This window comes from Pseudomonas putida, from assembly GCF_001636055.1.
Classification (GTDB): Bacteria; Pseudomonadota; Gammaproteobacteria; order Pseudomonadales; family Pseudomonadaceae; genus Aquipseudomonas; species Aquipseudomonas machongensis.
The window spans coordinates 1,083,917-1,103,583 of record NZ_CP011789.1 but is presented as its reverse complement, the minus strand read 5'-3'; the positions used below and the strand labels follow the sequence as shown (position 1 = coordinate 1,103,583).

Below are 19,667 nucleotides of genomic sequence, written 5' to 3'. Positions count from 1 at the left end.
CCCCCTTCTCAATCAGGATTTCAAGAAGCCGTTGGCGGCCAGGAAGCTTTCGGTGATGCCACTGCCTTTGCTCGGCTCGGCGGCCTTGTCGCCCAGCAGCAGACGCTCCAGGTAACGGGCCAGCAGGTCGACCTCAAGGTTCACCCGACGACCTGCACGGTAGTCGGCCATGATGGTTTCGGACAGGGTGTGCGGGACGATGGTCAGCTCGAACTCAGCGCCATCGACCTCATTGACCGTCAGGCTGGTGCCATCGACGGTGATCGAGCCCTTGTGGGCAATGTACTTGGCCAGCTCTTTCGGGGCGCGTACGCGGAACTGGATGGCGCGGGCGTTATCGCTGCGCGAGACGATTTCGCCGACACCGTCGACATGGCCGCTGACCAGGTGGCCGCCCAGGCGGGTGGTGGGGGTCAGGGCCTTTTCGAGATTGACGCGGCTGCCGCTCTTGAGCTCGACCATCGCGGTGCGCTTGAGGGTCTCGACGCTGACGTCGGCCCAGAAGCCATCGCCTGGCAGTTCCACGGCGGTCAGGCACACGCCGTTGACCGCGATACTGTCGCCGAGCTTGACGTCGCCCAGGTCGAGCTTGCCGGTTTCGACGTAGACGCGCACGTCACCGCCCTTGGGGGTCATGCTGCGAATGGTGCCGATGGATTCGATGATGCCGGTGAACATGGTGTTCTCCTCAGGTACGGGCTGCGCGAAGCAAGCCCGGCATTATACGCCGGGCGCGGGCAAGGGGATGGCCGTGACTCGCCAGTCATCGCCCACGGCGCGCATTTCGATGATCTTTAGCCGCGGCGCTTCGCTCATGTGCTCCAGCGGCCACTCCAGCAACGGGCGGGCCTGGGAACCGAGGAAAGTGCCGGCGACGAACAGCTGGTATTCGTCGATCAGGCCGTGGCGAGCGAAGGCGCCGACCAGACCGGCGCCCGCTTCGAGCAGGACCTCGCTGGCACCGCGCTCGGCCAGCAGGCGCAGCAGCGCAGGCAAGTCGACCTGGCCATCGCTGCCGGGCAGCACCAGCAACTCGTGGCCGGCGGCGGCGTAGCGCGGGTCCTGCGCGGCGGCGGTGACCACCAGCGCCGGACCGGCCTGAAAGAACGGGGCGTCCAGCGGCAGGCGCAGACGGCCATCGATCAACACCCGCAGCGGCGGGCGCGACACGGCCAGCGCAGTCATTTCGTCGTCCAGGCCAAGCTCGGCGGCGCGCACGGTCATCCGCGCGTTGTCGGCCAGCACGCTCTGGGCGCTGGTCAGCACCACGCTGGAGCGGGCGCGCAGGCGCTGTACCGCGGCGCGCGCAGCGGGGCCGGTAATCCACTGGCTCTCGCCGCTGGCCATGGCAGTGCGGCCGTCCAGGCTCATCGCCAGCTTGGCACGAACGAATGGCAGCCCATGCTCCATACGCTTGAGAAAGCCCGGGTTGAGCGCGCGGGCTTCGGCCTCGAGCACGCCACTGGCAACCTCGATACCGGCTTCGGCTAGCCGACCCAGGCCACGCCCGGCCACCTGCGGGTTGGGGTCTTGCATCGCCGCCACCACCCGCGCCACACCTGCTTTGACCAGCGCCTCGGCGCACGGTGGCGTGCGGCCATGGTGGCTGCAGGGCTCGAGGGTGACGTAGGCGCAGGCGCCACGCGCACGCTCACCGGCCTGGCGCAGGGCATGCACTTCGGCATGCGGCTCGCCGGCACGCACATGCCAGCCCTCGCCGACCACTTCGCCGTCGCGAACGATCACGCAGCCCACCCGCGGGTTGGGGTGGGTGGTGTACAGGCCCTTGCGGGCCAGTTCCAGGGCACGGGCCATGTAATGGGCGTCAAGCAACGCGGTCTGGCTGGACATGCTTACTCTTTGGCTGGCTCACGGGCCAGGCGGTCGATTTCTTCACGGAATTCGTCGAGGTCCTGGAAGCGCCGATACACCGAAGCGAAGCGGATGTAGGCAACTTCGTCGAGCTTGCGCAGCTCGGACATCACCAGCTCGCCGACCACCAGCGACTTCACTTCGCGCTCGCCGGTAGCCCGCAGGCGGCTCTTGATGTGCGCCAGCGCCGCTTCCAGGCGCTCGACGCCGACAGGGCGCTTCTCCAGCGCCCGCTGCATGCCGGCACGCAGTTTGTCTTCGTCGAAGGGCTGGCGCGTGCCGTCCTGCTTGATCAGCCGGGGCAAGACCAGTTCGGCGGTCTCGAAGGTGGTGAAGCGCTCGCCGCAGGCGACGCATTCGCGGCGGCGGCGGACCTGTTCGCCCTCGGCGACCAGTCGCGAATCGATGACCTTGGTGTCGTTGGCACCGCAAAAGGGACAGTGCATGGTGGCAGGCAACAAAAAAAGGGAGGGCCATGGTAGCGCATCCCACTGGCAAGACAAGCCAAAGGGGTTACCATCCAGAGAAATCTGCCTGTGAAGGATTACCCCATGCACCATCGAGCCCTCGTCGTCCTGTGCCTGGCCGGCCTGCTCGCCGCCTGCGGCAGCGACCGACCGAAGCCCGAACAGCCTGTGGCGCCCAGCGCGCCCAAGACGGTCAAGAAGAGCGACGAACCGGGCCCGCTGCCGGCCTACCAGCGCGAACTCAGCGGCACCCTGATGGAAATCCCCGCAGGCGCCGAAGTCGAGCTGGCACTGCTGGTGATCGACGAGCGCGGCCGCCCCCAACGCCTGCTGGCCAGCAGCGACCTGACCGGCACCGGCCAGGCCCTGCCTTATCATCTACGCTTCAACCCCGAGGCCTTTCCTGCCGGCGCCCGGGTCGAGCTGCGCGGGCGCGCCAGCCGCTCCGGCCAACTGATCATGCACCTGCCGCCGCAGCGCATCGTCCAGGCCGAAACCCAGACCACCGGCCCACTGCGTTTCGAGAAGGCGCCATAACGTGACACCGCTACACCTGCAACAGGCCCTCAGCGGCCTGATTGGCGAAGCGCGCCTGGTCATCAGCGAATTGCCGGGCTGCGACCTCAAGCTGTGGCTGCTCGACGCCGAGAACATGGACCGGGCATTCAGCCCCGACGAGACCCGGCGCATCCTCGACGAGCCCCCCTACTGGAGCTTCTGCTGGGCCAGCGGCCTGGCCATGGCTCGCTACCTGGCCCAACACCCCGAATGGGTACGTGACAAGCGCGTGCTGGACTTCGGCGCAGGTTCGGGGATCGCCGGCATCGCCGCAGCCCGTGCCGGTGCGCGCGAGGTGGTCGCCTGCGACCTCGACCCGCTGGCCCTGGACGCATGCCGCGCCAACGCTGCACTCAACGGCGTGACGCTGGGCTACAGCGAGGATTTTTTCGCCGAAGCCGACCGCTTCGACCTGATCCTCGTCGCCGACGTGCTGTACGACCGCGCCAACCTGCCCTTGCTCGATGCCTTTCTCGGCCGGGGTCGCCAGGCACTGGTCGCCGACTCGCGGGTACGCGACTTCAGCCACCCGCTCTATCGCCAGCTCGGCGTGCTCGACGCCCTGACCCTGCCAGACCTGGCCGAGCCGCACGAATTCCGCCGGGTCAGCCTGTACCACGCCAGCCGCGAGCCTTTATAGTGGTGCCATTCCGAATTTGCGAAAGCTGCGAGAGTTGCGATGAGCCAAGCTTCCTCTAATACCGCCACGCCCTACATCTTCGACGCCACCGATGCCAACTTCCAGCAACTGGTGATCGAGAATTCCTTCCACAAGCCCGTGCTGGTGGACTTCTGGGCCGAGTGGTGCGCGCCCTGCAAGGCGCTGATGCCGCTGCTGGCGAAGATCGCCGAGGGCTACCAGGGCGAGCTGCTGCTGGCCAAGATCAACTGCGACGTCGAGCAGCAGGTGGTGGCCCAGTTCGGTATCCGCAGCCTGCCGACCGTGGTGCTGTTCAAGGATGGCCAGCCGGTCGACGGCTTTGCCGGTGCCCAGCCGGAGTCGGCGATTCGCGCCATGCTCGAGCCGCATGTGCAGATGCCTGCACCGCCGACTGCCTCGCCACTGGAGCAGGCCAAGACGCTGTTCGCCGAGAGCCGTTTCAGCGAGGCCGAAGCGCTGCTGCAGGCCGTGCTCGGTGAAGACAACAGCAACGCCGAGGCGCTGATCTACTACGGCCGCTGCCTGGCCGAACGCGGCGACCTGGACGCAGCGCAGCAAGTGCTGGACGCAGTCAAGAGCGATGAGCACAAGGCCGCGCTGGCCGGTGCCAAGGCGCAACTGACCTTCTTGCGCCAGGCCGCCAGCCTGCCGGAGGCCGCCGAGCTCAAGAGCCGCCTGGCGCAGAACCCGCAGGATGACGAAGCGGCTTACCAGCTGTGCATCCAGCAACTGGCGCGCCAGCAGTACGAAGCTGCGCTGGACGGGCTGCTCAAGCTGTTCCAGCGCAATCGCGCCTATGACAACGGCCTGCCGCAGAAAGCCATGCTGCAGGTGTTCGACCTGCTCGGCGGTGACCATCCGCTGGTGGGCGTGTACCGCCGCCGGTTGTCTTCGGCGATGTTCTGAGCCCTAAGCCGCCACCTCCTGCAGGAGGTGGCCTCCAGCCACGCACCGTCCCCGGCAACTAGCCTACCCAGCGATATACCGGCGCATCCGCACCGCTTTCCACCTTCACTTCACTGCTGTGGCGCAAACGCACCAGCAGCCGCTTGCCTGCCGCGACACTCCCGGCCAACCCTTCCAGCCGCTCCAGCAACTCAGGCCCACTGAGCGCTCCAGCCTGACGCAACACCTCGCGCGCCGCCGACCACTGGCTATCATCCTGCCGCACTGGCGCAGCACCAGGCGCGCTCGCCACCTCTGCCAGCGCAGGCGCCTCTTCGAGCCTGCGCCCAAGCTGGGCCCACTCCGCCGGATCCAGTTCGATGGTCAGGTCCACCGGCCAGTCGCCGATCTGTCCTCGGATTCTCACGCTGCCTTCCTTCAATCGCGGATCGATGACGTGCATGCTCCCACGACATGAAACCTGCGCCAAGCGTCTGGCATCGACAAGAAAAGTTGTTATAACATTACCAAATCTTTCCCGTCCGCTTCTGGAGTCGTCCATGCGCCGCCTGCTCCTCGCCTTGCCCTTCGCCCTGCTGCCCCTGGCCGTTGCCCAGGCCCATGACGATCACGACCACGATCATGCCCACGGCACCTTGCCTGCCCACGAGCACGGCGTCGCACGCCTGAACGTCGGCCTGGATGGCAATACCCTGGAGCTGGCGCTGGAGAGCCCGGCAATGAACCTGGTCGGCTTCGAGCACATGCCCGGCAGCGATGCCGACAAGGCCAAGGTCGAGGCTGTGCGCAAGCAACTCGAACAGCCGCTCAAGCTGTTCGGCCTGGCCAGCGCGGCCGGTTGCAAGGAAGACCAGCAGGAGCTGGAAAGCCCGCTGTTCGGTGACGAGCCATCGGCCAAGGACGACGACGGTGACGACGATCACGACCATGACCATGACCACGCGCATGAACACCAGCACAGCGAGATCCACGCGCACTACCAGCTGACCTGCGCAGCTCCGGCCAAGCTGACCCAGATCGACCTGTCGTCGCTGTACAAGGCGTACCCGCAAACCCAGAAGATCAATGTGCAGTTGGTCGGCCCGAACGGCCAGAAGGGCTTCGAAAGCACCCCGGCCAAGGCCGTGGTTGCGTTCTGAATGAGCCAGCCGCTGATCGAACTGCATGACCTGGTCTTCGCCTGGCCAGGTCAGCAGCCGTTGCTGAACATCTCCCAGTTCCGTCTGGAGGCCGGTGAGGCGCTGTTCCTCAAAGGCCCCAGCGGCAGCGGCAAGACCACCCTGCTCGGCCTGCTGGGCGGGGTCAACCTGCCCGACCAGGGCGAAGTGCGGCTGCTCGGGCAGAACCTGGCGGAGCTGGGCCAGGGCGCTCGCGACCGTTTCCGTGTCGACCACACCGGCTACATCTTCCAGCAGTTCAACCTGCTGCCGTTTCTCTCCGTGCAGGAAAACGTCGAGTTGCCCTGCCGCTTTTCGCGCAGCCGTGCCGAACGTGCGGCGCAGCGCCATGGCAGCATCCACCAGGCAGCGGCGCAATTGCTCGCCCACCTGGGCCTGGGCGACCCCGACCTGCTCGCCCGGCGCGCCGACACCCTGTCGATCGGCCAGCAACAGCGGGTCGCCGCTGCGCGTGCACTGATCGGCCAACCGGAACTGGTGATCGCCGACGAGCCGACCTCCGCGCTCGACGCCGACACCCGCGAGGTGTTCATCCGCCTGCTGTTCGACGAATGCCGCGCCGCAGGCTCCAGCCTGCTGTTCGTCAGCCATGACCAGAGCCTGGCGCCCCTGTTCGACCGCGACCTGTCGCTGGCCGAGCTCAACCGCGCCGCCAAGCCTCGGGAGGCCTGATGTACCTGCTCCGTCTAGCCCTGGCCAGCCTGGCCAACCGCCGCTTCACTGCCTTCCTCACCGCCTTCGCCATCGCCTTGTCGGTGTGCCTGCTGCTGGCGGTGGAGCGCGTGCGTACCGAAGCCCGCGCCAGTTTCGCCAACACCATCAGCGGCACCGACCTGATCGTCGGGGCGCGCTCGGGGTCGGTCAACCTGCTGCTGTACTCGGTGTTCCGTATCGGCAACGCCACCAACAACATCCGCTGGGACAGCTTCGAGCATTACGCCAAGGACCCGCGGGTCAAGTGGGCGATCCCGATCTCCCTGGGCGACTCGCACCGCGGCTACCGGGTGATGGGCACCAACAGCGATTACTTCACCCACTACCAGTACGGCCGCCAGCAGCACCTGCAACTGAGCCAGGGCCGCCAGTTCGCCAACGACCCGTTCGAAGTGGTGCTTGGCGCCGAAGTGGCCGAAGCCCTGCACTACAAGCTCGGCGACAGCCTGGTGCTGGCCCACGGCATCGCCACCATCAGCCTGGTCAAGCACGACGACAAGCCCTTCACCGTGGTCGGCATTCTGCAGCGCACCGGCACCCCCGTGGACCGCACCCTGCACATCAGCCTGGCGGGGATGGAAGCCATCCACGTCGACTGGCAGAACGGCGTGCCAGCCCGCGGCGCCGCGCGCATCAGCGCCGACCAGGCGCGCACCATGGACCTTCAACCCACCGCCATCACGGCCTTCATGCTCGGCCTGAACAGCAAAATCGCCACCTTCAGCGTGCAGCGGGAGATCAACGAATTCCGCAGCGAGCCGCTGCTGGCGATCTTGCCCGGCGTGGCCCTGCAAGAGCTGTGGGGCATGATGGGCATCGCCGAGCAGGCGTTGTTCGTGGTGTCGCTGTTCGTGGTACTGACCGGTTTGATCGGCATGCTCACGGCGATTCTCACCAGCCTCAACGAACGGCGACGCGAAATGGCCATCCTGCGCTCGGTGGGTGCGCGCCCCTGGCATATCGCCGGGCTGCTGGTGCTCGAAGCGCTGGCGCTGTCGGTCAGCGGTATCGTCGCCGGGCTGGGATTGCTCTATGGGGGAATCGCCTTGGCCCAGGACGCGGTACAGTCCAACTACGGGCTGTTCCTGCCGCTGGCCTGGCCAAGCCCGCACGAATGGACGTTGCTGGCGATCATCCTCGGTGCGGCGCTGCTGATGGGCAGCGTTCCGGCCTGGCGTGCCTACCGGCAGTCGTTGGCCGATGGCCTGTCGATCCACCTCTGAGAGTTTGTCATGTCGATCCCTGTGGGAACGGGCTTGCCCGCGAAGAGAGCACTACAGATCCTCCTGCTGTTGCTGCTGGTGCTGATCATCCCGGCCTGGGCGGACGAGCCGCGCGAGCTGGACTGGCCGGCACTGATCCCCGAGGGCGCGCCAGTCATCCCCCCACAGCTCACCCCGCTGCATGACCTCTCGCAGATGGGCAATTCGCTGGGCGACGCGCTCGCGGCCGAGTCTGCCCCGGCAGCCCGCCAGCAGGCGCCCGACGCACCGGTGGTCAAGGCGCTGGACGGGCAGCAGGTCAAACTGCCCGGCTACATCGTGCCGCTGGAAGTCAGCGAAGAAGGCCGCACCACCGAGTTTCTCCTGGTGCCCTACTACGGCGCCTGCATCCACGTGCCGCCGCCGCCGTCCAACCAGATCGTGCACATCTTCAGCGAGATGGGCGTGCGCGTCGAAGACCTGTACCAGCCCTACTGGATCGAGGGACGTATGCAGGTCAAGAACACCAGCAGCGAGCTGGCCGACGCCGGTTACCAGATGGAAGCCGAGAAAATCTACGCATATGAGCTGAAATGAGAACTGTGTCGCCCGTGTGAAGCCCGCTTCGTTGAGCTGAGTCAAACAATGTGTTTGGACGGCTCCTTACCATTGGACTACTCGATTACTTACGTCCTCTGGGAGCTTCCATGAACAAGACATTGCTCGGTGCCTCGCTCGTCGCGTTGGCGCTCGCAGCCCCCGTTGCCCACGCCCACCAGGCGGGTGACTTCATCATGCGTGCCGGCGCCATCACCACTGCGCCGAATGAAAGCAGCAGTGACCTCAAGCTCGACGGCGCCAAGGTCTCCGGCACCAAGGCCACCCTCGACAGCGACACCCAGCTGGGCCTGGCCTTCGCCTACATGCTCACCGACCACGTCGGCATCGAGCTGCTCGCTGCCACGCCGTTCAAGCACACCGTGGGCGTCAAGGGCCTGGGCGGCGGGCTCGACGGCAAGCTGGCCGACATCAAGCAACTGCCACCGACCCTCTCGCTGCAGTACTACCCGATGGAAGCCTCGTCGAAGTTCCAGCCCTATGCCGGTATCGGCATCAACTACACGCTGTTCTTCGATGAAGACCTCAGCAGCGCCCGCAAGCAGCAGGGCTTCAGTAACATGAAGCTGCAGGACTCCATCGGCCTGGCTGGCCAGTTGGGCATGGACTACATGCTGACCGACAACCTGCTGGTCAACGCCGCGGTCTGGTACGTCGACATCGACACCAAGGCCACCATCGACGGTCCGAGCGCCCTGGGCGTGGGCAAGACCAAGGTCAACGTCGATGTCGATCCGTGGGTCTACATGGTCGGTATCGGCTACAAGTTCTGACACGCAACGCACTCAGGCCCCGCCGTACAGCGGGGCCTCTGGCTGCCGCTCAGCCCTGGCGTTGCAGCCACCACCAATACCCCCACGCCAACGCGCTGACTCCAGCTCCCAGTCCACATACCGCGCCCCACCCCCACGCCCCGTAGACCCAGCTCGCCGTCACCGCCCCCGCCCCACTACCCACCGAATAGCAGCACATGTACGCGCCAATCAGACGACTGGCCATCTCCGCCCGCCCGGCCAGCAGCAGGCTCTGGTTGGTCACATGCACTGCCTGCACGGCGAGGTCCAGCATCACCACACCGGCTACCAGCGCCAGCAGCGACTGCCCGACGAACAGGCTCGGCAGCCACGACAGTGTCAGCAGCCCCAGCGCCAGCCCTGTGGTGCGCTGCCCAAGGCCGCGATCGGCCAAACGCCCGGCACGCGATGCGGCAAGGGCTCCGGCGACACCGGCCAGGCCGAACAGGCCGATCTGGGTGTGGGTCAGTTGCAGCGCACTCAACGGCAGCACCATGCTGCTCCACAGCACGCTAAACGCGGCGAAGATCAGTAATGCGAACACACCCCGCTGGCGCAGCAGGCGATCATCGCGCAGCAGCACCGCCATAGAGCGCAACAACGCCCGGTAATGTTGGCGCTGCCCCAGAGGTCGTGCAGAGGGCATACGCCAGCCGAGCAGCACGACCATCAGCAGCGCCAACCCGGCAGCAGCGAAATAAACCCCTCGCCAGCCAGCCAGATCAGCCACGACTCCCGCCACCAGCCGCGCCAGCAAAATCCCCACTACGATGCCGCTGGTAACCGTTCCCACCGCCTGCCCCTGCTGCGCCGGTGTCGCCAGGGTGGCCGCCTGGGCGACCATCAGCTGCACCACCACGGCCATCAGCCCGACCATGCCCATGGCCGCCAACAGCGCCGCCCAATGCTGGGCCAGGCCGACCGCGACCAGCGCCAGTGCCGACAGCAGCAACTGCGCAAGGATCAAGCGCTTGCGGTCGAGCAGGTCCCCTAGCGGCACGATCAGCAGCAATCCTAGTGCGTAGCCTGCCTGGGTTGCGCCGACCACCCAGCCGACCTGACGACTCGGCACGCCCAGGCTCTGGGCCATGGACTCCAACAGCGGCTGGGCGCAGTACACCGTGGCCACCGCCAGTGCGCAGGCTGCGGCCAGCAACAGGGTCAGGCCGCGAGTGAGTTGAAACGAAGATGCATCGTGGGCAGATGACATGCAGACTCCTGGCAATCTGGTTTCAAAACAAAACCACAAGCTGGATTTCTAACAAACCTGGTTTTAATCTGCAACCAAACTGTCTCATCCGGAATGATCGATGCTCGACGAAAACAACAGCCGATGCCCCGTGGCCCGGGCACTCGAAGTGCTGGGCGACCGCTGGGCACTGATGATCCTGCGCGACGCGTTCGATGGGCTGCGCCGTTTCAGCGAGTTCCAGAAGAACCTGGGGCTGGCGAAGAACATCCTCGCCACGCGCCTGAAGCTGCTGGTGGAAACAGGGCTCATGGAGCTGCAGCCGGCGTCGGATGGCAGTGCGTACAAGGAATATGTGCTGACAGAAAAAGGCCGCTCGGTGTTTCCGATCGTGGTGGGCCTGCGTCAGTGGGGGGAGCGGTTTCAGTTCGAGGCGGGCGAGACGCGTTCGGTGCTGCTGGACAATGCCAAGGGCGAACCTGTAGCGAAGCTGGAAGTACGGGCGCGGGATGGGCGGGTGCTGGGGCCGGAGGATTGTCGGCGGGCTTGATGGTGTTCTGGCCTATCAGGGCTTGTTCGCGGGTACTCCACTGTTCTGGAGATCAGTGGAGTACCTGGAACGCCAACGTGTTTGTCAGTCTTTGCCCAACAAACGCGCCAGCCCCTCGGCGATCGGCGTCGCCTGGGGAAAATCGAAACGCGCCAACAGCCGGTGGTTGTCCGCCCGCGAGTGGCGGATATCACCCGCGCGCGCCGGGCCATGGCTGATCGTCGGCAAGCTGCCAACCACCTGCTGCAATGCTGCAAGCAAGTGATTCAGCGAAGTCGCCTGGTTCAAGCCGATGTTAACAGCGCCCTCTTCCACCTGCGGCTGCTCCAGCGCCTGTACCATCACCTGCACCAGGTCGCCGACATAGAGGAAGTCGCGGGTCTGCTCGCCATCGCCGAACACGGTGATCGGCAAGCCCTTTGTCGCACGCTCGCAGAAGATGCTGATCACCCCCGAGTACGGCGACGAGGGATCCTGGCGCGGCCCGAAGATATTGAAGAAGCGGAACACCACAGGCTCCAGCCCATGTTGGCGGCGGTAGAAGTCCAGGTACTGCTCGCCAGCCAGCTTGTCCACTGCATAGGGCGTCAGTGGCGCCTTGGGCGTGTCCTCGGTGATCGACTGGCCTTCGCCATTGTTGCCGTAGACCGCCGCGCTCGAGGCGAACAACACCCGGCGCACACCATTGATGCGCATCGCCTCGCAGACATTGAGAGTGCCGATGAAGTTGCTCTGGTGGGTCTTGACCGGGTCGTCCACCGACGCCTGCACCGACGCGACCGCAGCGAGGTGGACCACCGCCGCGCAACCGGCGGCTGCACGGGTAACCAGTGCAGTGTCGGCAACATCACCTTCGATCAGTTGCAGGCGTGGATGGTCGATCTGCAGGTTGCTGCGCTTGCCGGTGGACAGGTCATCGAGAATGCGCACCGCATAGCCTTTGTCCAGCAGCGCATCGCACAGGTGGGAGCCGATGAAACCAGCTCCGCCGGTAATGAGGATGGGGGCATCAGCCATGACGATAGAAACGGTCCAGTAGGGGCGGCAAGCCGGCGCGCCAGGCGCGGGGCTTGATGCCGAAGGTGTGAAGGATCTTCTTGCAGGCCAGCACCGCGTGCTGCGGCTCCTCGCTGGCATCCGGGCGCGCGGCATGGGCCTGTGCGGTGGGGGCCTGCACGGCCAGCTTGTGCCACTGCGCTGCCTCGGAAAGGATAGCTTGTCCCAGCGCCAGCGGTGTGGTCGCCTCGTTGCCAGCGTAATGGTAGGTGCCCCACAGCGGCGCATCGCAGTCCAGCTGCTTGATCACCGAGAGGATCACCCGGGCGGCATCGTCGACCGGCGTCGGGTTGCCGCGGCGGTCATCGGCCAGCAGCAGCTCCTGCGGTTGCTCGGCGCGCGTCAGGAAGCGCCCGAGTGCGCCGTCGAGGCTTTCGTCCAGCACCCAACCGAAACGCAGCAGCACATGCTGCGGGCAGGCCGCACGCACGCTCTGCTCGATGCGCCACAGCGCCTGGCCACGCAGGCCCAGCGGCACCGGCTCGTCCTTCTCGCTGTAGGAGGTGGCGCGCGAGCCGTCGAACACGCGATAGCTGGAAGGCTGGACCAGCGTGATCTCGTGGTGCTGGCACAATTCGGCCAGACGCTCCACGGCACGTTCCTGAAGGGCGAGGCGCTGTTCGCTGACCGACTCGGCCTGGAACCAGTCGAAGTAATAGGCCAGGTTGACCAGGGCATCGGGGCGGTGATCGTCGAGCAACTGGGTGAGGCTGGCCGGATCCCAGCCCTCGTCCGGCGGGCGCGGTGCCAGAAACGCGATGTCTTCCTCGGCCCCGAGACGAATCAGCGCTTGCCCGAGGGCATTGCCACCACCCAACAGCATCAGGCGCATACGCATAGAGTCAGCAGGTCCGCTCAGATCGATTAGGGAAAGGGGTCATTTTGCGGTTTCCGCCAGGGGAAGTCCAACCCTAGGGGCTTCCTCGTCTGTAGGTAGGAAGTTTCCAACAGGCATCGAAGCTTTCTCTGGCGCTCACATAAAACCGGTCTTGCACCACGCCAGACGAAAACCCTGAGTTAATAGCAGAGGCCGGGGCATGGCAGCCCCGTATGCGCACCCGATAACCAGGAGCACCACCATGACGCGCCGGCTTCGATCTTCACAACGTTTCACGGCTGTGAAATTTTCCACCCCCTCTTTTGCACCTTCGGAAACTACCCGATACTGCGCGGCAGTTGGCCACTACCGACTGGAGTTACACCAGTCAGGTCAACTCACTCCAGCTGTCGGCCGGCACGGAACGCCAACACAACAATAACAAGGAAGGTTTCCCATGCAGGATTCCGAAGTCGCGTACCTGGAATTTACCCAGGATCAAGCCGATGCGCTGTTCGTCGCCAGCCAATCCCTCGCCCGACTCGGCGGCCCGGAAGTCTTCGGGGCAGCCGGCAAGGCACGGCAATGCGCCGAAGCGCTGACAAGATCGCTCGATGCCCAGCAACAAGCGACACTGCGGCGCTTCGCCGACGGCACGCTGTCTGCACTGATGTACCGCGGCATGAGCTGCCCGGAGCACGATCCCATCCCCGAAGACCTGCCTGAGCTGCAGGGCCTGGAGCACGACCCCCGCTGCCTCTACCTGGCTTCACGCAACCAGATCCTGCTGGAACTGGTGCGCTACCGGGCGTTCGCCTTCGATATCGACAACGAAGGCAAGCAGGTGCGTCTGGTCGGCAACTTCAAGGGCGGCGGCAGCCAGCCGCGTCCGCAGGAAACCCGCGACACCCGCGTGGAACTCAGCTCCCACGCTGGCTTGCGCCTGGGCCCACACACCGAAGCTCCGTACAACTGCTCGGTGATCGCTCGCGATGACCATTCCCCGGCCCCCTCTGCGCTGATCCTCACCGCGCGCTGGAACCCGGCGAACGAGCCGACCCACGTCATTCCCATGCGCGAGGTCATAGAAGGCTTGGGCAGCCTGCACGCGCTGGCGCTAACCTCAGCGTCGTTCGACTTCACCCGCAGCGACTGTTTCGTCGCGGGCAGCGGTGAACCGGAGCAGGCCACCGCGATGCTGCAGTTCGACGCCAACGGCGGCTTTGCCCTGCGTTACAACTCGTACCGGTTCTCGCTCAACGACCAGGCCAGCGACCTCGCCGCCCAGGCCTTCGACGCCTTCCAGCAGCGGGTCGCCGAGACGCGGCCAAGGCCCTTCGTGCTGCAACCGGACACCGCCCTGGTGATCAACAACAACCGCGCCCTGCATGGTCGCGACATCGTCCAGGACAACCGTCGCCTGCTGGTGCGGCTGTTCGGCTACTCCCCCTTCGCCCAACCTCGGGTGATCACTCCGGATCCGCTGCTGGTGCGCGGCTGAATAAAAGGAACGTGCGGTAATGATGGAAATCGATGTCCCCCTGCTGCTGACCCTCGCGTCGGTGGCGCTGATGGCCGGCTTCTTCGACGCCATCGCGGGTGGCGGCGGGCTGATCACCCTGCCGGTACTGTTCGTCGCCGGCATCGACCCGTTGGCGGCCATCGCCACCAACAAATTCCAGGCGGCCTCGGCGACGGTGTCGGCCACCGTCGCCTTCGCCCGCAAGGGCATGATCGACTGGCAACGCGGCCTGCCTATGGCCGCCATGGCCTTCGCCGGCGGCGCCCTCGGCGCGCTGTCGGTGAGCCTGGTGCCCAAGACGTTCCTGCAAGCCTGCGTGCCGGTGCTGCTGATCCTGGTTGCGGCCTACTTCGCTTTCAGCCCCAAGCCCGATGAGCACGAGCGCAAGGCGAAGATCTCCAACGCCGTGTTCTGCCTGACCGCCGCCCCGCTGATCGGCTTCTATGACGGCGTGTTCGGCCCTGGGGTGGGTTCGTTCTTCATGCTCGCCTGCGTAATCCTGCTTGGTCAGCACCTGCTGCGCGCCGTGTGCAACAGCAAGCTGCTCAACGCCGCGTGCAACCTCGGCGCCCTCTCGGTATTCTCGCTGAGCGGGGCGATCATCTGGCCCCTGGCCCTGGCGATGGCCTGTGCCGCGGTCATCGGTGCGCAACTGGGCGCACGCTGCGCGGTGCATTTCGGACCCAGGCTGATCAAGCCGTTGCTGGTCTGCGTGTGCTGCATCATGGCCCTCAAGCTGCTGCTTGGCGCAGGCAACCCGCTCGGCGAATGGCTGCAACATCAGTTCCTCTAGGGTCTGTATGAAAAGCCTTGAGACGAAGGTCAGGCAAGGCGAAAACAGCCGAGGAAGCGGAGTTTACGGGTTGTAAATGAGCATTCCGAGGCTGTTTTCAACGCAGCATCACCGAGTATCAAGGTTTTTCATACAGAGCCTAGGAGCGCCATGGACTTCGCGAACACCTCCGACCAACGCGGCAGCTGGCAATACGACGAACCTGCGCCGGGCACCGAATGCTTCATCGACGAAGCATTCGACGGTTATCAACAGCAGGCACGCCTGCTTTTGCCCGACAGCGAGCGGGCGCCGCCGCTGTTCGTGGTTGGCGGCGCGCGCTCCGACTTCACCCGCCTCAACCCGCTGCTCTATCGCCTGCAACGCCAGGGCATCGGCTCGCTGACCGGCAACCTGTCCGGCCACAGCCAGGCGAGCGAACCCGGCGCCAGCGCACCGACCCTGGCGATCAACCTGCAGGAGGCCCGGCGCTTCCACCGGCATATCGCCGAACGCTGCCGCACCCTGGTCGGCCACAGCCTGGGTGGCGCCATTGCCCTCAAGCTTGCGGCGCAACTGCCAGACATCGACAAGCTGGTGCTGATCTGCCCGGCGGTCTACCCCGATGACGCCCACGACGCGCCATTCGGGCCGGCCTTCAGCGCGGCGATCCGCAAGCCCTACGCCTTTCTCGACTGCGACAGCTACGCCTTCCTGCGCCAGTTCCAGGGGCGGGTACTGCTGGTGATCGGCGAGTACGACGGCCTCAACTCCCAGACCCACGGCCAAGGCCCCGGCACCAGCGCCGGTACCCGAATGCTGCGCGGGGTGCAGCGCTACAGCCCGATTCCGGAGGAAGTCACCCATGCGCTGCTGCGCTCGGTGCCGGCGCCCCATGTGGAGTGCCTGTTGCTGACCGACTGCGACCACGGCATCGCCGCACACCTGCGCGATGCACCGGAGATTGCCGATCAGGTAGCGGATGCGGTGGCGGCGTTCATACTCGACCGAGAGTGACTGGTTCGGCACCCCACTTGTCCCGCGAAAAAGACGCCGCGCTGGTAGAGCCGAAACCCCTATTCGATCTCGAACAACCCGTTGCTGATCGCGCCGGCGCCGAGCCGGTCGCGAATATCATCGTCGATGCGAGGGTCGTCCGGGCGATAGAGCTTCACCTGGCGATAGGCGTTGATACGGTTGATCTCTTCACCAAGAAACTCCCACACCACGCGGGTGCAGGCAGGGTTGCGCCGGTCGCCGCTGGAGACCCCGGTCTTGAGCCCGTTGAGGCGGGTGATACGGCTCTTGAAGCTGGGGATGAGCACGGTCTGGCTCATCTCGTTGAGGGTCAGCGACTCGTAGTCGATCAGGAACACCCGATCCTGCAACTGAAACGCTGCGCCCAAGTAGCGGCAACGTACCTCCGCATGCTGGCTGCCGGCACTGCTGCGCTCCTGGCGTTCCTGGCGCTCGAACAGGAAGCTGCCGCGCTCTTCCCACAGGTGTACCAGCGACACCAGGATCGAGCCTGGTACCGACATGCAGTTGGAATATTCGAAGTAGTAGCCGCAATAGCGCGACAGGTTGCCGGCCTGGGCATGCAAGGGCTTGAACAGCTCGCTGATCGGGTCGTCCTGCGGGCCTGACGACACCGAAGGGTTGCGCGCACCGATCAGCCGGGCGAACTGTTCCGGCGGCAGGTTCAACTCGTAATCCTCGACCCCGAAGAAATCGCCGATGCGCTTGAGGTTGTAGGTCGTCGGCTGGCTCTGCCCGCTCAGGTACTTGTTGAATTGCGCGCGATTTATCGACAGCTGTCGGCAAACCTCTGAAATAGAGCGGTAGTGACTGCAGGCGAGTTTGAGATTGGCGGCTAGAAAATCGGCCATGAACGGCGTTCCAGGTGATGCGAGTGGTGCAAGTCTAGCATCAAGTCGCACCAAAACAGAGCAACCCGCGAAATTGTAACCACAGGTGTCATGACCAACCATGCGCGCCAACGATAGCGCGCGTCTCTGTCGCCGCTGGTCACTCCACACGAAGAATAAGAATCGAGGTCATTTTCCAATGCTCGAAGCACTTAACGATTTCCTTTCAGGAAAACTGCTCATCGTCCTGATCGTCGGGCTCGGTAGCTACTTCACCATTCGTTCCCGGTTCGTCCAGTTCCGCCACTTCGGCCACATGTTCGGCGTGTTCAAGGAGTCCCTGCGCGGCCAGGCTGGCCAACTGAGCTCGTTCCAGGCCCTGATGCTGAGCCTCGCCGGCCGCGTCGGTGCAGGTAACATTGCCGGTGTCGGCATCGCCGTGACCCTGGGCGGCCCAGGCGCAGTGTTCTGGATGTGGGTCACCGCACTGGTGGGCATGTCCAGCAGCTTCTTCGAATGTACCCTGGCCCAGGTCTACAAGCGCGCCGACGGCGACGGCCTGTACCGCGGCGGCCCGGCCTATTACATTCAGCACGGCCTGAAGCTCAAGAGCATGGCGATCGTGTTCTCGATCCTGCTGCTGGTCACCTACGGCTTCGCCTTCATCGGCCTGCAGTCGTACACCGTGACCCATTCGCTGCAGAACGCCTTTGCCTTCGACCCGCGCCACACCGGTATCGTCCTGGCAGTGCTGCTGGCCATCACCTTCATCGGCGGCATCAAGCGCATCGCTGCGGTGTCGGACCTGCTGGTGCCGATCAAGACCCTGGCCTACATCGGCGTGACCCTGTACGTGATCGGCACCCAGATCGAACACGTGCCTGCCATGCTGGAAACCATCTTCAAGAGCGCCTTCGGCCTCGACCCGGCCTTTGCCGGCCTGCTGGGCAGCGCCATCGTCATGGGCGTGAAACGCGGCGTGTTCGCCAACGAAGCGGGCCTGGGCAGTGCCCCGAACGTCGCGGCCGTGGCGGCAGTGAAGCACCCAGGCGCCCAAGGCGTGGTGCAGGCCTTCAGCGTGTTCCTCGACACCTTCGTGATCTGCACCTGCACCGCGCTGCTGATCCTGCTGTCGGGCTTCTACACCCCAGGCTTCGAAGGCGACGGTATCGTCCTGACCCAGAACTCGCTGGCCGCCGTGGTCGGTGACTGGGGCCGCATCTTCGTCAGCGTCGCGCTGTCGCTGTTCGTCTTCACCTGCATCCTCTACAACTACTACCTGGGCGAGAACAGCCTGCAGTTCCTGAGCCGCAACCGTGTCGTGCTGATGGCCTTCCGCGGCCTGGTGCTGGCGCTGGTGGTGTGGGGTTCGATGCAAGACCTGTCGACCGTGTTCGCCTTCGCCGACATCACCATGACCTGTCTGGCCTTCGTCAACCTGGTCGCCCTGGCCCTGCTGTTCAAGGTCGGCCTGCGCGTGATGCGCGACTACGACGCACAGCGCAAGGCCGGCATCAAGCAGCCGGTGTTCGACTCCAGCAAATTTGCCGACCTGGACCTGGACCGTGCCGCCTGGCCAGCCAATCCTCAGGCTGAAACAGCCACTGACAAAGCTGCTGGCGAACTTCAGCACCAGCGCTGATACCCTGCCCTGCCCGGCCGCCCCGCTCGTGGGCGGCCGGCTTTCCTTCGCTCCTCGCTTCGGAATCCTTCCATGGGTGCAGTCAAGAATCTCCTCGTTCTCTACACAGGTGGCACCATCGGCATGCTGCAGACCCCCGCGGGCCTGGCGCCGGCGGGTGGCTTCGATGCACGTATGCGTGCCCACCTCGCACAGCGCAATGACGCGCCGACACTGCAATGGACCTTGCGCGAGCTCAACCCGCTGATCGACAGCGCCAACATGCAGCAGGCCAATTGGCTGGCGATGCGTGATGCCATCGTCGAGGCGGTCGAGCATGACGGCCATGACGGCGTGCTGGTACTGCATGGCACCGACACCCTGGCCTACAGCGCGGCAACGTTGTCGTTCCTGCTGCTCGGCCTGCAGGTGCCGGTCCTGCTTACCGGCTCCATGCTGCCGGCCGGTGCGCCAGACAGCGACGCCTGGGACAACCTGGTCGGCGCGTTGCGTCAGTTCGAGCAGGGCCTGGGCAAAGGCGTGCAGCTTTACTTCCACGGCCGGTTGCTGCACGGCTGCCGCGCCTCGAAACTGCGCAGCGAAGCCTTCGATGCGTTCACCGTGATGGAACGCCACCGCGAGGGCGAGCGCGCTGCACAGATCCCTGCCAGCCTGGACTACCGCCAGGTGCGCCAAGCGGTGAAGCTGGCGGTGCTGCCGGTGTTCCCAGGGTTGTGTGCGGATTACCTGCACGGGCTGTTCGACGCGGGGGTCCAGGGCTTGCTGCTTGAGTGCTATGGCAGCGGTACCGGCCCGTCCGATGACCAGGCACTGCTCGACGCGCTGCACGGTGCGCGTCAACGCGGGGTGATGATCGTCGCGATCAGCCAGTGTCCCGAGGGCGCGGTGGTGTTCGACACCTATGCCGCCGGCAGCAAGCTGCGCGATACCGGGCTGGTCAGTGGTGGCGGGATGACTCGCGAAGCGGCGCTGGGCAAGATGTTCGCGCTGTTGGGGGCTGGGTTGGATGTGGAGGCCGCAGAGCGGTGGTTTGCATTGGACCTGTGTGGGGAGCGGGCTTAGGTTTCAGCCTGTCATGGCCTCTTCGCGGGCAAGCCCGCTCCCGCAGGGATTTCCACAGTTCTTGAGAATTGTGCTGTACCTGTGGGAGCGGGCTTGCCCGCGAAGAGGCCTGGCGAAAATGGCGGAAGGCAGCGGGAGTCGAACCTGCCCGGGAACGGCTGCCGTCCCCAACCGGGTTTGAAGCCCGGCCGCGCCACCGGGCGCGATTGCCTTCCTTGA

Annotated in this window: 22 protein-coding genes and 1 tRNA gene; 14 read left to right on the top strand and 9 right to left on the bottom strand. The window is 65.3% G+C overall.

Annotated elements, in window-relative coordinates:
- Window positions 1-12 precede the first annotated feature (12 nt).
- Genes AB688_RS04965 through nrdR form a run of 3 tightly spaced genes read right to left on the bottom strand, consistent with a single transcriptional unit; the run spans window position 13 to window position 2,318 of the window.
- Entirely contained in the window at window positions 13-678 is a 666-nt protein-coding gene (locus AB688_RS04965; protein ID WP_054893597.1) for a riboflavin synthase, read from the bottom strand.
- A gap of 42 nt (window positions 679-720) precedes the next feature.
- Window positions 721-1,851 carry a bifunctional diaminohydroxyphosphoribosylaminopyrimidine deaminase/5-amino-6-(5-phosphoribosylamino)uracil reductase RibD gene (gene ribD / locus AB688_RS04960; RefSeq protein WP_063542519.1) on the bottom strand — a complete coding sequence of 377 codons (1,131 nt, stop codon included), beginning with the start codon at window positions 1,849-1,851 and terminating at the stop codon, window positions 721-723.
- Between the two features lie 2 nt (window positions 1,852-1,853).
- Window positions 1,854-2,318 carry a transcriptional regulator NrdR gene (nrdR, locus tag AB688_RS04955; protein WP_054893595.1) on the bottom strand — a complete coding sequence of 155 codons (465 nt, stop codon included), beginning with the start codon at window positions 2,316-2,318 and terminating at the stop codon, window positions 1,854-1,856.
- Between the two features lie 105 nt (window positions 2,319-2,423).
- Here nrdR and AB688_RS04950 point away from each other — a divergent pair, with 105 nt between their 5' ends.
- Genes AB688_RS04950 through trxA form a run of 3 tightly spaced genes read left to right on the top strand, consistent with a single transcriptional unit; the run spans window position 2,424 to window position 4,464 of the window.
- The gene (locus AB688_RS04950) at window positions 2,424-2,876 is read left to right on the top strand and encodes a YbaY family lipoprotein (protein ID WP_063542517.1); all 453 of its coding nucleotides are present in this window, start codon (window positions 2,424-2,426) and stop codon (window positions 2,874-2,876) included.
- A 1-nt stretch (window position 2,877) separates the two neighbouring features.
- Complete coding sequence (locus AB688_RS04945) at window positions 2,878-3,537, top strand: class I SAM-dependent methyltransferase (protein WP_054893593.1); 660 nt, start codon at window positions 2,878-2,880, stop codon at window positions 3,535-3,537.
- A gap of 39 nt (window positions 3,538-3,576) precedes the next feature.
- The gene (gene trxA / locus AB688_RS04940; protein WP_063542515.1) at window positions 3,577-4,464 is read left to right on the top strand and encodes a thioredoxin; all 888 of its coding nucleotides are present in this window, start codon (window positions 3,577-3,579) and stop codon (window positions 4,462-4,464) included.
- A gap of 58 nt (window positions 4,465-4,522) precedes the next feature.
- Here the strand turns inward: trxA and AB688_RS04935 are convergent, their stop codons facing one another.
- Window positions 4,523-4,870, bottom strand: a complete 348-nt coding sequence (locus tag AB688_RS04935) for a hypothetical protein (protein ID WP_063546622.1) — start codon at window positions 4,868-4,870, stop codon at window positions 4,523-4,525.
- Between the two features lie 133 nt (window positions 4,871-5,003).
- On the opposite strand from AB688_RS04935, the gene AB688_RS04930 reads away from it, so the two are divergent.
- The 5 genes from AB688_RS04930 (at window position 5,004) to AB688_RS04910 (ending at window position 8,949) form a co-directional block, all read left to right on the top strand.
- On the top strand, window positions 5,004-5,603 hold the full coding sequence (locus AB688_RS04930; RefSeq protein ID WP_063542513.1) for a DUF2796 domain-containing protein: 600 nt from the start codon (window positions 5,004-5,006) through the stop codon (window positions 5,601-5,603).
- The gene (locus tag AB688_RS04925) at window positions 5,604-6,314 is read left to right on the top strand and encodes an ATP-binding cassette domain-containing protein (RefSeq protein WP_063542511.1); all 711 of its coding nucleotides are present in this window, start codon (window positions 5,604-5,606) and stop codon (window positions 6,312-6,314) included.
- The gene (locus AB688_RS04920) at window positions 6,314-7,579 is read left to right on the top strand and encodes an ABC transporter permease (protein WP_054893589.1); all 1,266 of its coding nucleotides are present in this window, start codon (window positions 6,314-6,316) and stop codon (window positions 7,577-7,579) included. Before AB688_RS04925 ends, AB688_RS04920 begins: the two co-directional genes overlap by 1 nt.
- Before the next feature lie 9 nt (window positions 7,580-7,588).
- A complete protein-coding gene (locus tag AB688_RS04915; protein WP_054893588.1) occupies window positions 7,589-8,155 on the top strand; it encodes a DUF3299 domain-containing protein in 567 nt (188 codons plus the stop codon).
- Between the two features lie 110 nt (window positions 8,156-8,265).
- The gene (locus AB688_RS04910; protein WP_063542509.1) at window positions 8,266-8,949 is read left to right on the top strand and encodes an OmpW/AlkL family protein; all 684 of its coding nucleotides are present in this window, start codon (window positions 8,266-8,268) and stop codon (window positions 8,947-8,949) included.
- Window positions 8,950-8,998: 49 nt separating this feature from the next.
- Here the strand turns inward: AB688_RS04910 and AB688_RS04905 are convergent, their stop codons facing one another.
- On the bottom strand, window positions 8,999-10,180 hold the full coding sequence (locus AB688_RS04905; protein WP_063542507.1) for an MFS transporter: 1,182 nt from the start codon (window positions 10,178-10,180) through the stop codon (window positions 8,999-9,001).
- Window positions 10,181-10,280: 100 nt separating this feature from the next.
- Between AB688_RS04905 and AB688_RS04900 the strand changes: the two genes are divergently transcribed.
- Window positions 10,281-10,709, top strand: a complete 429-nt coding sequence (locus AB688_RS04900; protein WP_054893585.1) for a winged helix-turn-helix transcriptional regulator — start codon at window positions 10,281-10,283, stop codon at window positions 10,707-10,709.
- 84 nt (window positions 10,710-10,793) lie between these two features.
- On the opposite strand, the gene AB688_RS04895 is transcribed toward AB688_RS04900, so the two are convergent.
- Both AB688_RS04895 and AB688_RS04890 read right to left on the bottom strand, forming a co-directional pair.
- On the bottom strand, window positions 10,794-11,726 hold the full coding sequence (locus AB688_RS04895; RefSeq protein ID WP_063542505.1) for an NAD-dependent epimerase/dehydratase family protein: 933 nt from the start codon (window positions 11,724-11,726) through the stop codon (window positions 10,794-10,796).
- Window positions 11,719-12,603, bottom strand: coding sequence for a sugar nucleotide-binding protein (locus AB688_RS04890; RefSeq protein ID WP_063542503.1), 885 nt, complete (start codon window positions 12,601-12,603; stop codon window positions 11,719-11,721). The genes AB688_RS04895 and AB688_RS04890 overlap by 8 nt, the downstream gene beginning before the upstream one ends.
- A 436-nt stretch (window positions 12,604-13,039) precedes the next feature.
- On the opposite strand from AB688_RS04890, the gene AB688_RS04885 reads away from it, so the two are divergent.
- From AB688_RS04885 to AB688_RS04875, 3 genes are all read left to right on the top strand, one after another.
- On the top strand, window positions 13,040-14,083 hold the full coding sequence (locus tag AB688_RS04885) for a hypothetical protein (protein ID WP_063542501.1): 1,044 nt from the start codon (window positions 13,040-13,042) through the stop codon (window positions 14,081-14,083).
- A 19-nt stretch (window positions 14,084-14,102) separates the two neighbouring features.
- A complete protein-coding gene (locus tag AB688_RS04880) occupies window positions 14,103-14,897 on the top strand; it encodes a TSUP family transporter (protein WP_063542499.1) in 795 nt (264 codons plus the stop codon).
- Between the two features lie 150 nt (window positions 14,898-15,047).
- Entirely contained in the window at window positions 15,048-15,893 is an 846-nt protein-coding gene (locus AB688_RS04875; RefSeq protein WP_063542497.1) for an alpha/beta hydrolase, read from the top strand.
- A gap of 59 nt (window positions 15,894-15,952) precedes the next feature.
- Here the strand turns inward: AB688_RS04875 and AB688_RS04870 are convergent, their stop codons facing one another.
- Window positions 15,953-16,765 (bottom strand): helix-turn-helix domain-containing protein, encoded by an 813-nt coding sequence (locus tag AB688_RS04870; RefSeq protein WP_054893579.1) that lies wholly within the window; start codon window positions 16,763-16,765, stop codon window positions 15,953-15,955.
- 178 nt (window positions 16,766-16,943) lie between these two features.
- On the opposite strand from AB688_RS04870, the gene AB688_RS04865 reads away from it, so the two are divergent.
- Window positions 16,944-18,386 carry an alanine/glycine:cation symporter family protein gene (locus tag AB688_RS04865; RefSeq protein WP_054893578.1) on the top strand — a complete coding sequence of 481 codons (1,443 nt, stop codon included), beginning with the start codon at window positions 16,944-16,946 and terminating at the stop codon, window positions 18,384-18,386.
- Window positions 18,387-18,458: 72 nt separating this feature from the next.
- Window positions 18,459-19,448: an asparaginase gene (locus AB688_RS04860; RefSeq protein ID WP_063542495.1), complete on the top strand. Its 990-nt coding sequence runs from the start codon at window positions 18,459-18,461 to the stop codon at window positions 19,446-19,448.
- Window positions 19,449-19,567: 119 nt separating this feature from the next.
- On the opposite strand, the gene AB688_RS04855 is transcribed toward AB688_RS04860, so the two are convergent.
- Window positions 19,568-19,663: transfer RNA gene (locus tag AB688_RS04855), tRNA-Sec, on the bottom strand.
- Between the last annotated feature and the right edge of the window lie 4 nt (window positions 19,664-19,667).

What these genes read in the sequence shown, in the direction of transcription:
- AB688_RS04880 (WP_063542499.1), top strand. Translation starts at nt 14,103, where the DNA reads ATGATGGAAATCGATGTCCCCCTGCTGCTGACCCTCGCGTCGGTGGCG.
- AB688_RS04905 (WP_063542507.1), bottom strand. Translation starts at nt 10,180, where the DNA reads ATGTCATCTGCCCACGATGCATCTTCGTTTCAACTCACTCGCGGCCTG.
- nrdR (WP_054893595.1), bottom strand. Translation starts at nt 2,318, where the DNA reads ATGCACTGTCCCTTTTGCGGTGCCAACGACACCAAGGTCATCGATTCG.
- AB688_RS04870 (WP_054893579.1), bottom strand. Translation starts at nt 16,765, where the DNA reads ATGGCCGATTTTCTAGCCGCCAATCTCAAACTCGCCTGCAGTCACTAC.
- AB688_RS04895 (WP_063542505.1), bottom strand. Translation starts at nt 11,726, where the DNA reads ATGGCTGATGCCCCCATCCTCATTACCGGCGGAGCTGGTTTCATCGGC.
- AB688_RS04920 (WP_054893589.1), top strand. Translation starts at nt 6,314, where the DNA reads ATGTACCTGCTCCGTCTAGCCCTGGCCAGCCTGGCCAACCGCCGCTTC.
- AB688_RS04910 (WP_063542509.1), top strand. Translation starts at nt 8,266, where the DNA reads ATGAACAAGACATTGCTCGGTGCCTCGCTCGTCGCGTTGGCGCTCGCA.
- trxA (WP_063542515.1), top strand. Translation starts at nt 3,577, where the DNA reads ATGAGCCAAGCTTCCTCTAATACCGCCACGCCCTACATCTTCGACGCC.
- AB688_RS04950 (WP_063542517.1), top strand. Translation starts at nt 2,424, where the DNA reads ATGCACCATCGAGCCCTCGTCGTCCTGTGCCTGGCCGGCCTGCTCGCC.
- AB688_RS04860 (WP_063542495.1), top strand. Translation starts at nt 18,459, where the DNA reads ATGGGTGCAGTCAAGAATCTCCTCGTTCTCTACACAGGTGGCACCATC.
- AB688_RS04900 (WP_054893585.1), top strand. Translation starts at nt 10,281, where the DNA reads ATGCTCGACGAAAACAACAGCCGATGCCCCGTGGCCCGGGCACTCGAA.
- AB688_RS04890 (WP_063542503.1), bottom strand. Translation starts at nt 12,603, where the DNA reads ATGCGTATGCGCCTGATGCTGTTGGGTGGTGGCAATGCCCTCGGGCAA.
- AB688_RS04930 (WP_063542513.1), top strand. Translation starts at nt 5,004, where the DNA reads ATGCGCCGCCTGCTCCTCGCCTTGCCCTTCGCCCTGCTGCCCCTGGCC.
- AB688_RS04865 (WP_054893578.1), top strand. Translation starts at nt 16,944, where the DNA reads ATGCTCGAAGCACTTAACGATTTCCTTTCAGGAAAACTGCTCATCGTC.
- AB688_RS04885 (WP_063542501.1), top strand. Translation starts at nt 13,040, where the DNA reads ATGCAGGATTCCGAAGTCGCGTACCTGGAATTTACCCAGGATCAAGCC.
- AB688_RS04875 (WP_063542497.1), top strand. Translation starts at nt 15,048, where the DNA reads ATGGACTTCGCGAACACCTCCGACCAACGCGGCAGCTGGCAATACGAC.
- AB688_RS04965 (WP_054893597.1), bottom strand. Translation starts at nt 678, where the DNA reads ATGTTCACCGGCATCATCGAATCCATCGGCACCATTCGCAGCATGACC.
- AB688_RS04925 (WP_063542511.1), top strand. Translation starts at nt 5,604, where the DNA reads ATGAGCCAGCCGCTGATCGAACTGCATGACCTGGTCTTCGCCTGGCCA.
- AB688_RS04915 (WP_054893588.1), top strand. Translation starts at nt 7,589, where the DNA reads ATGTCGATCCCTGTGGGAACGGGCTTGCCCGCGAAGAGAGCACTACAG.
- ribD (WP_063542519.1), bottom strand. Translation starts at nt 1,851, where the DNA reads ATGTCCAGCCAGACCGCGTTGCTTGACGCCCATTACATGGCCCGTGCC.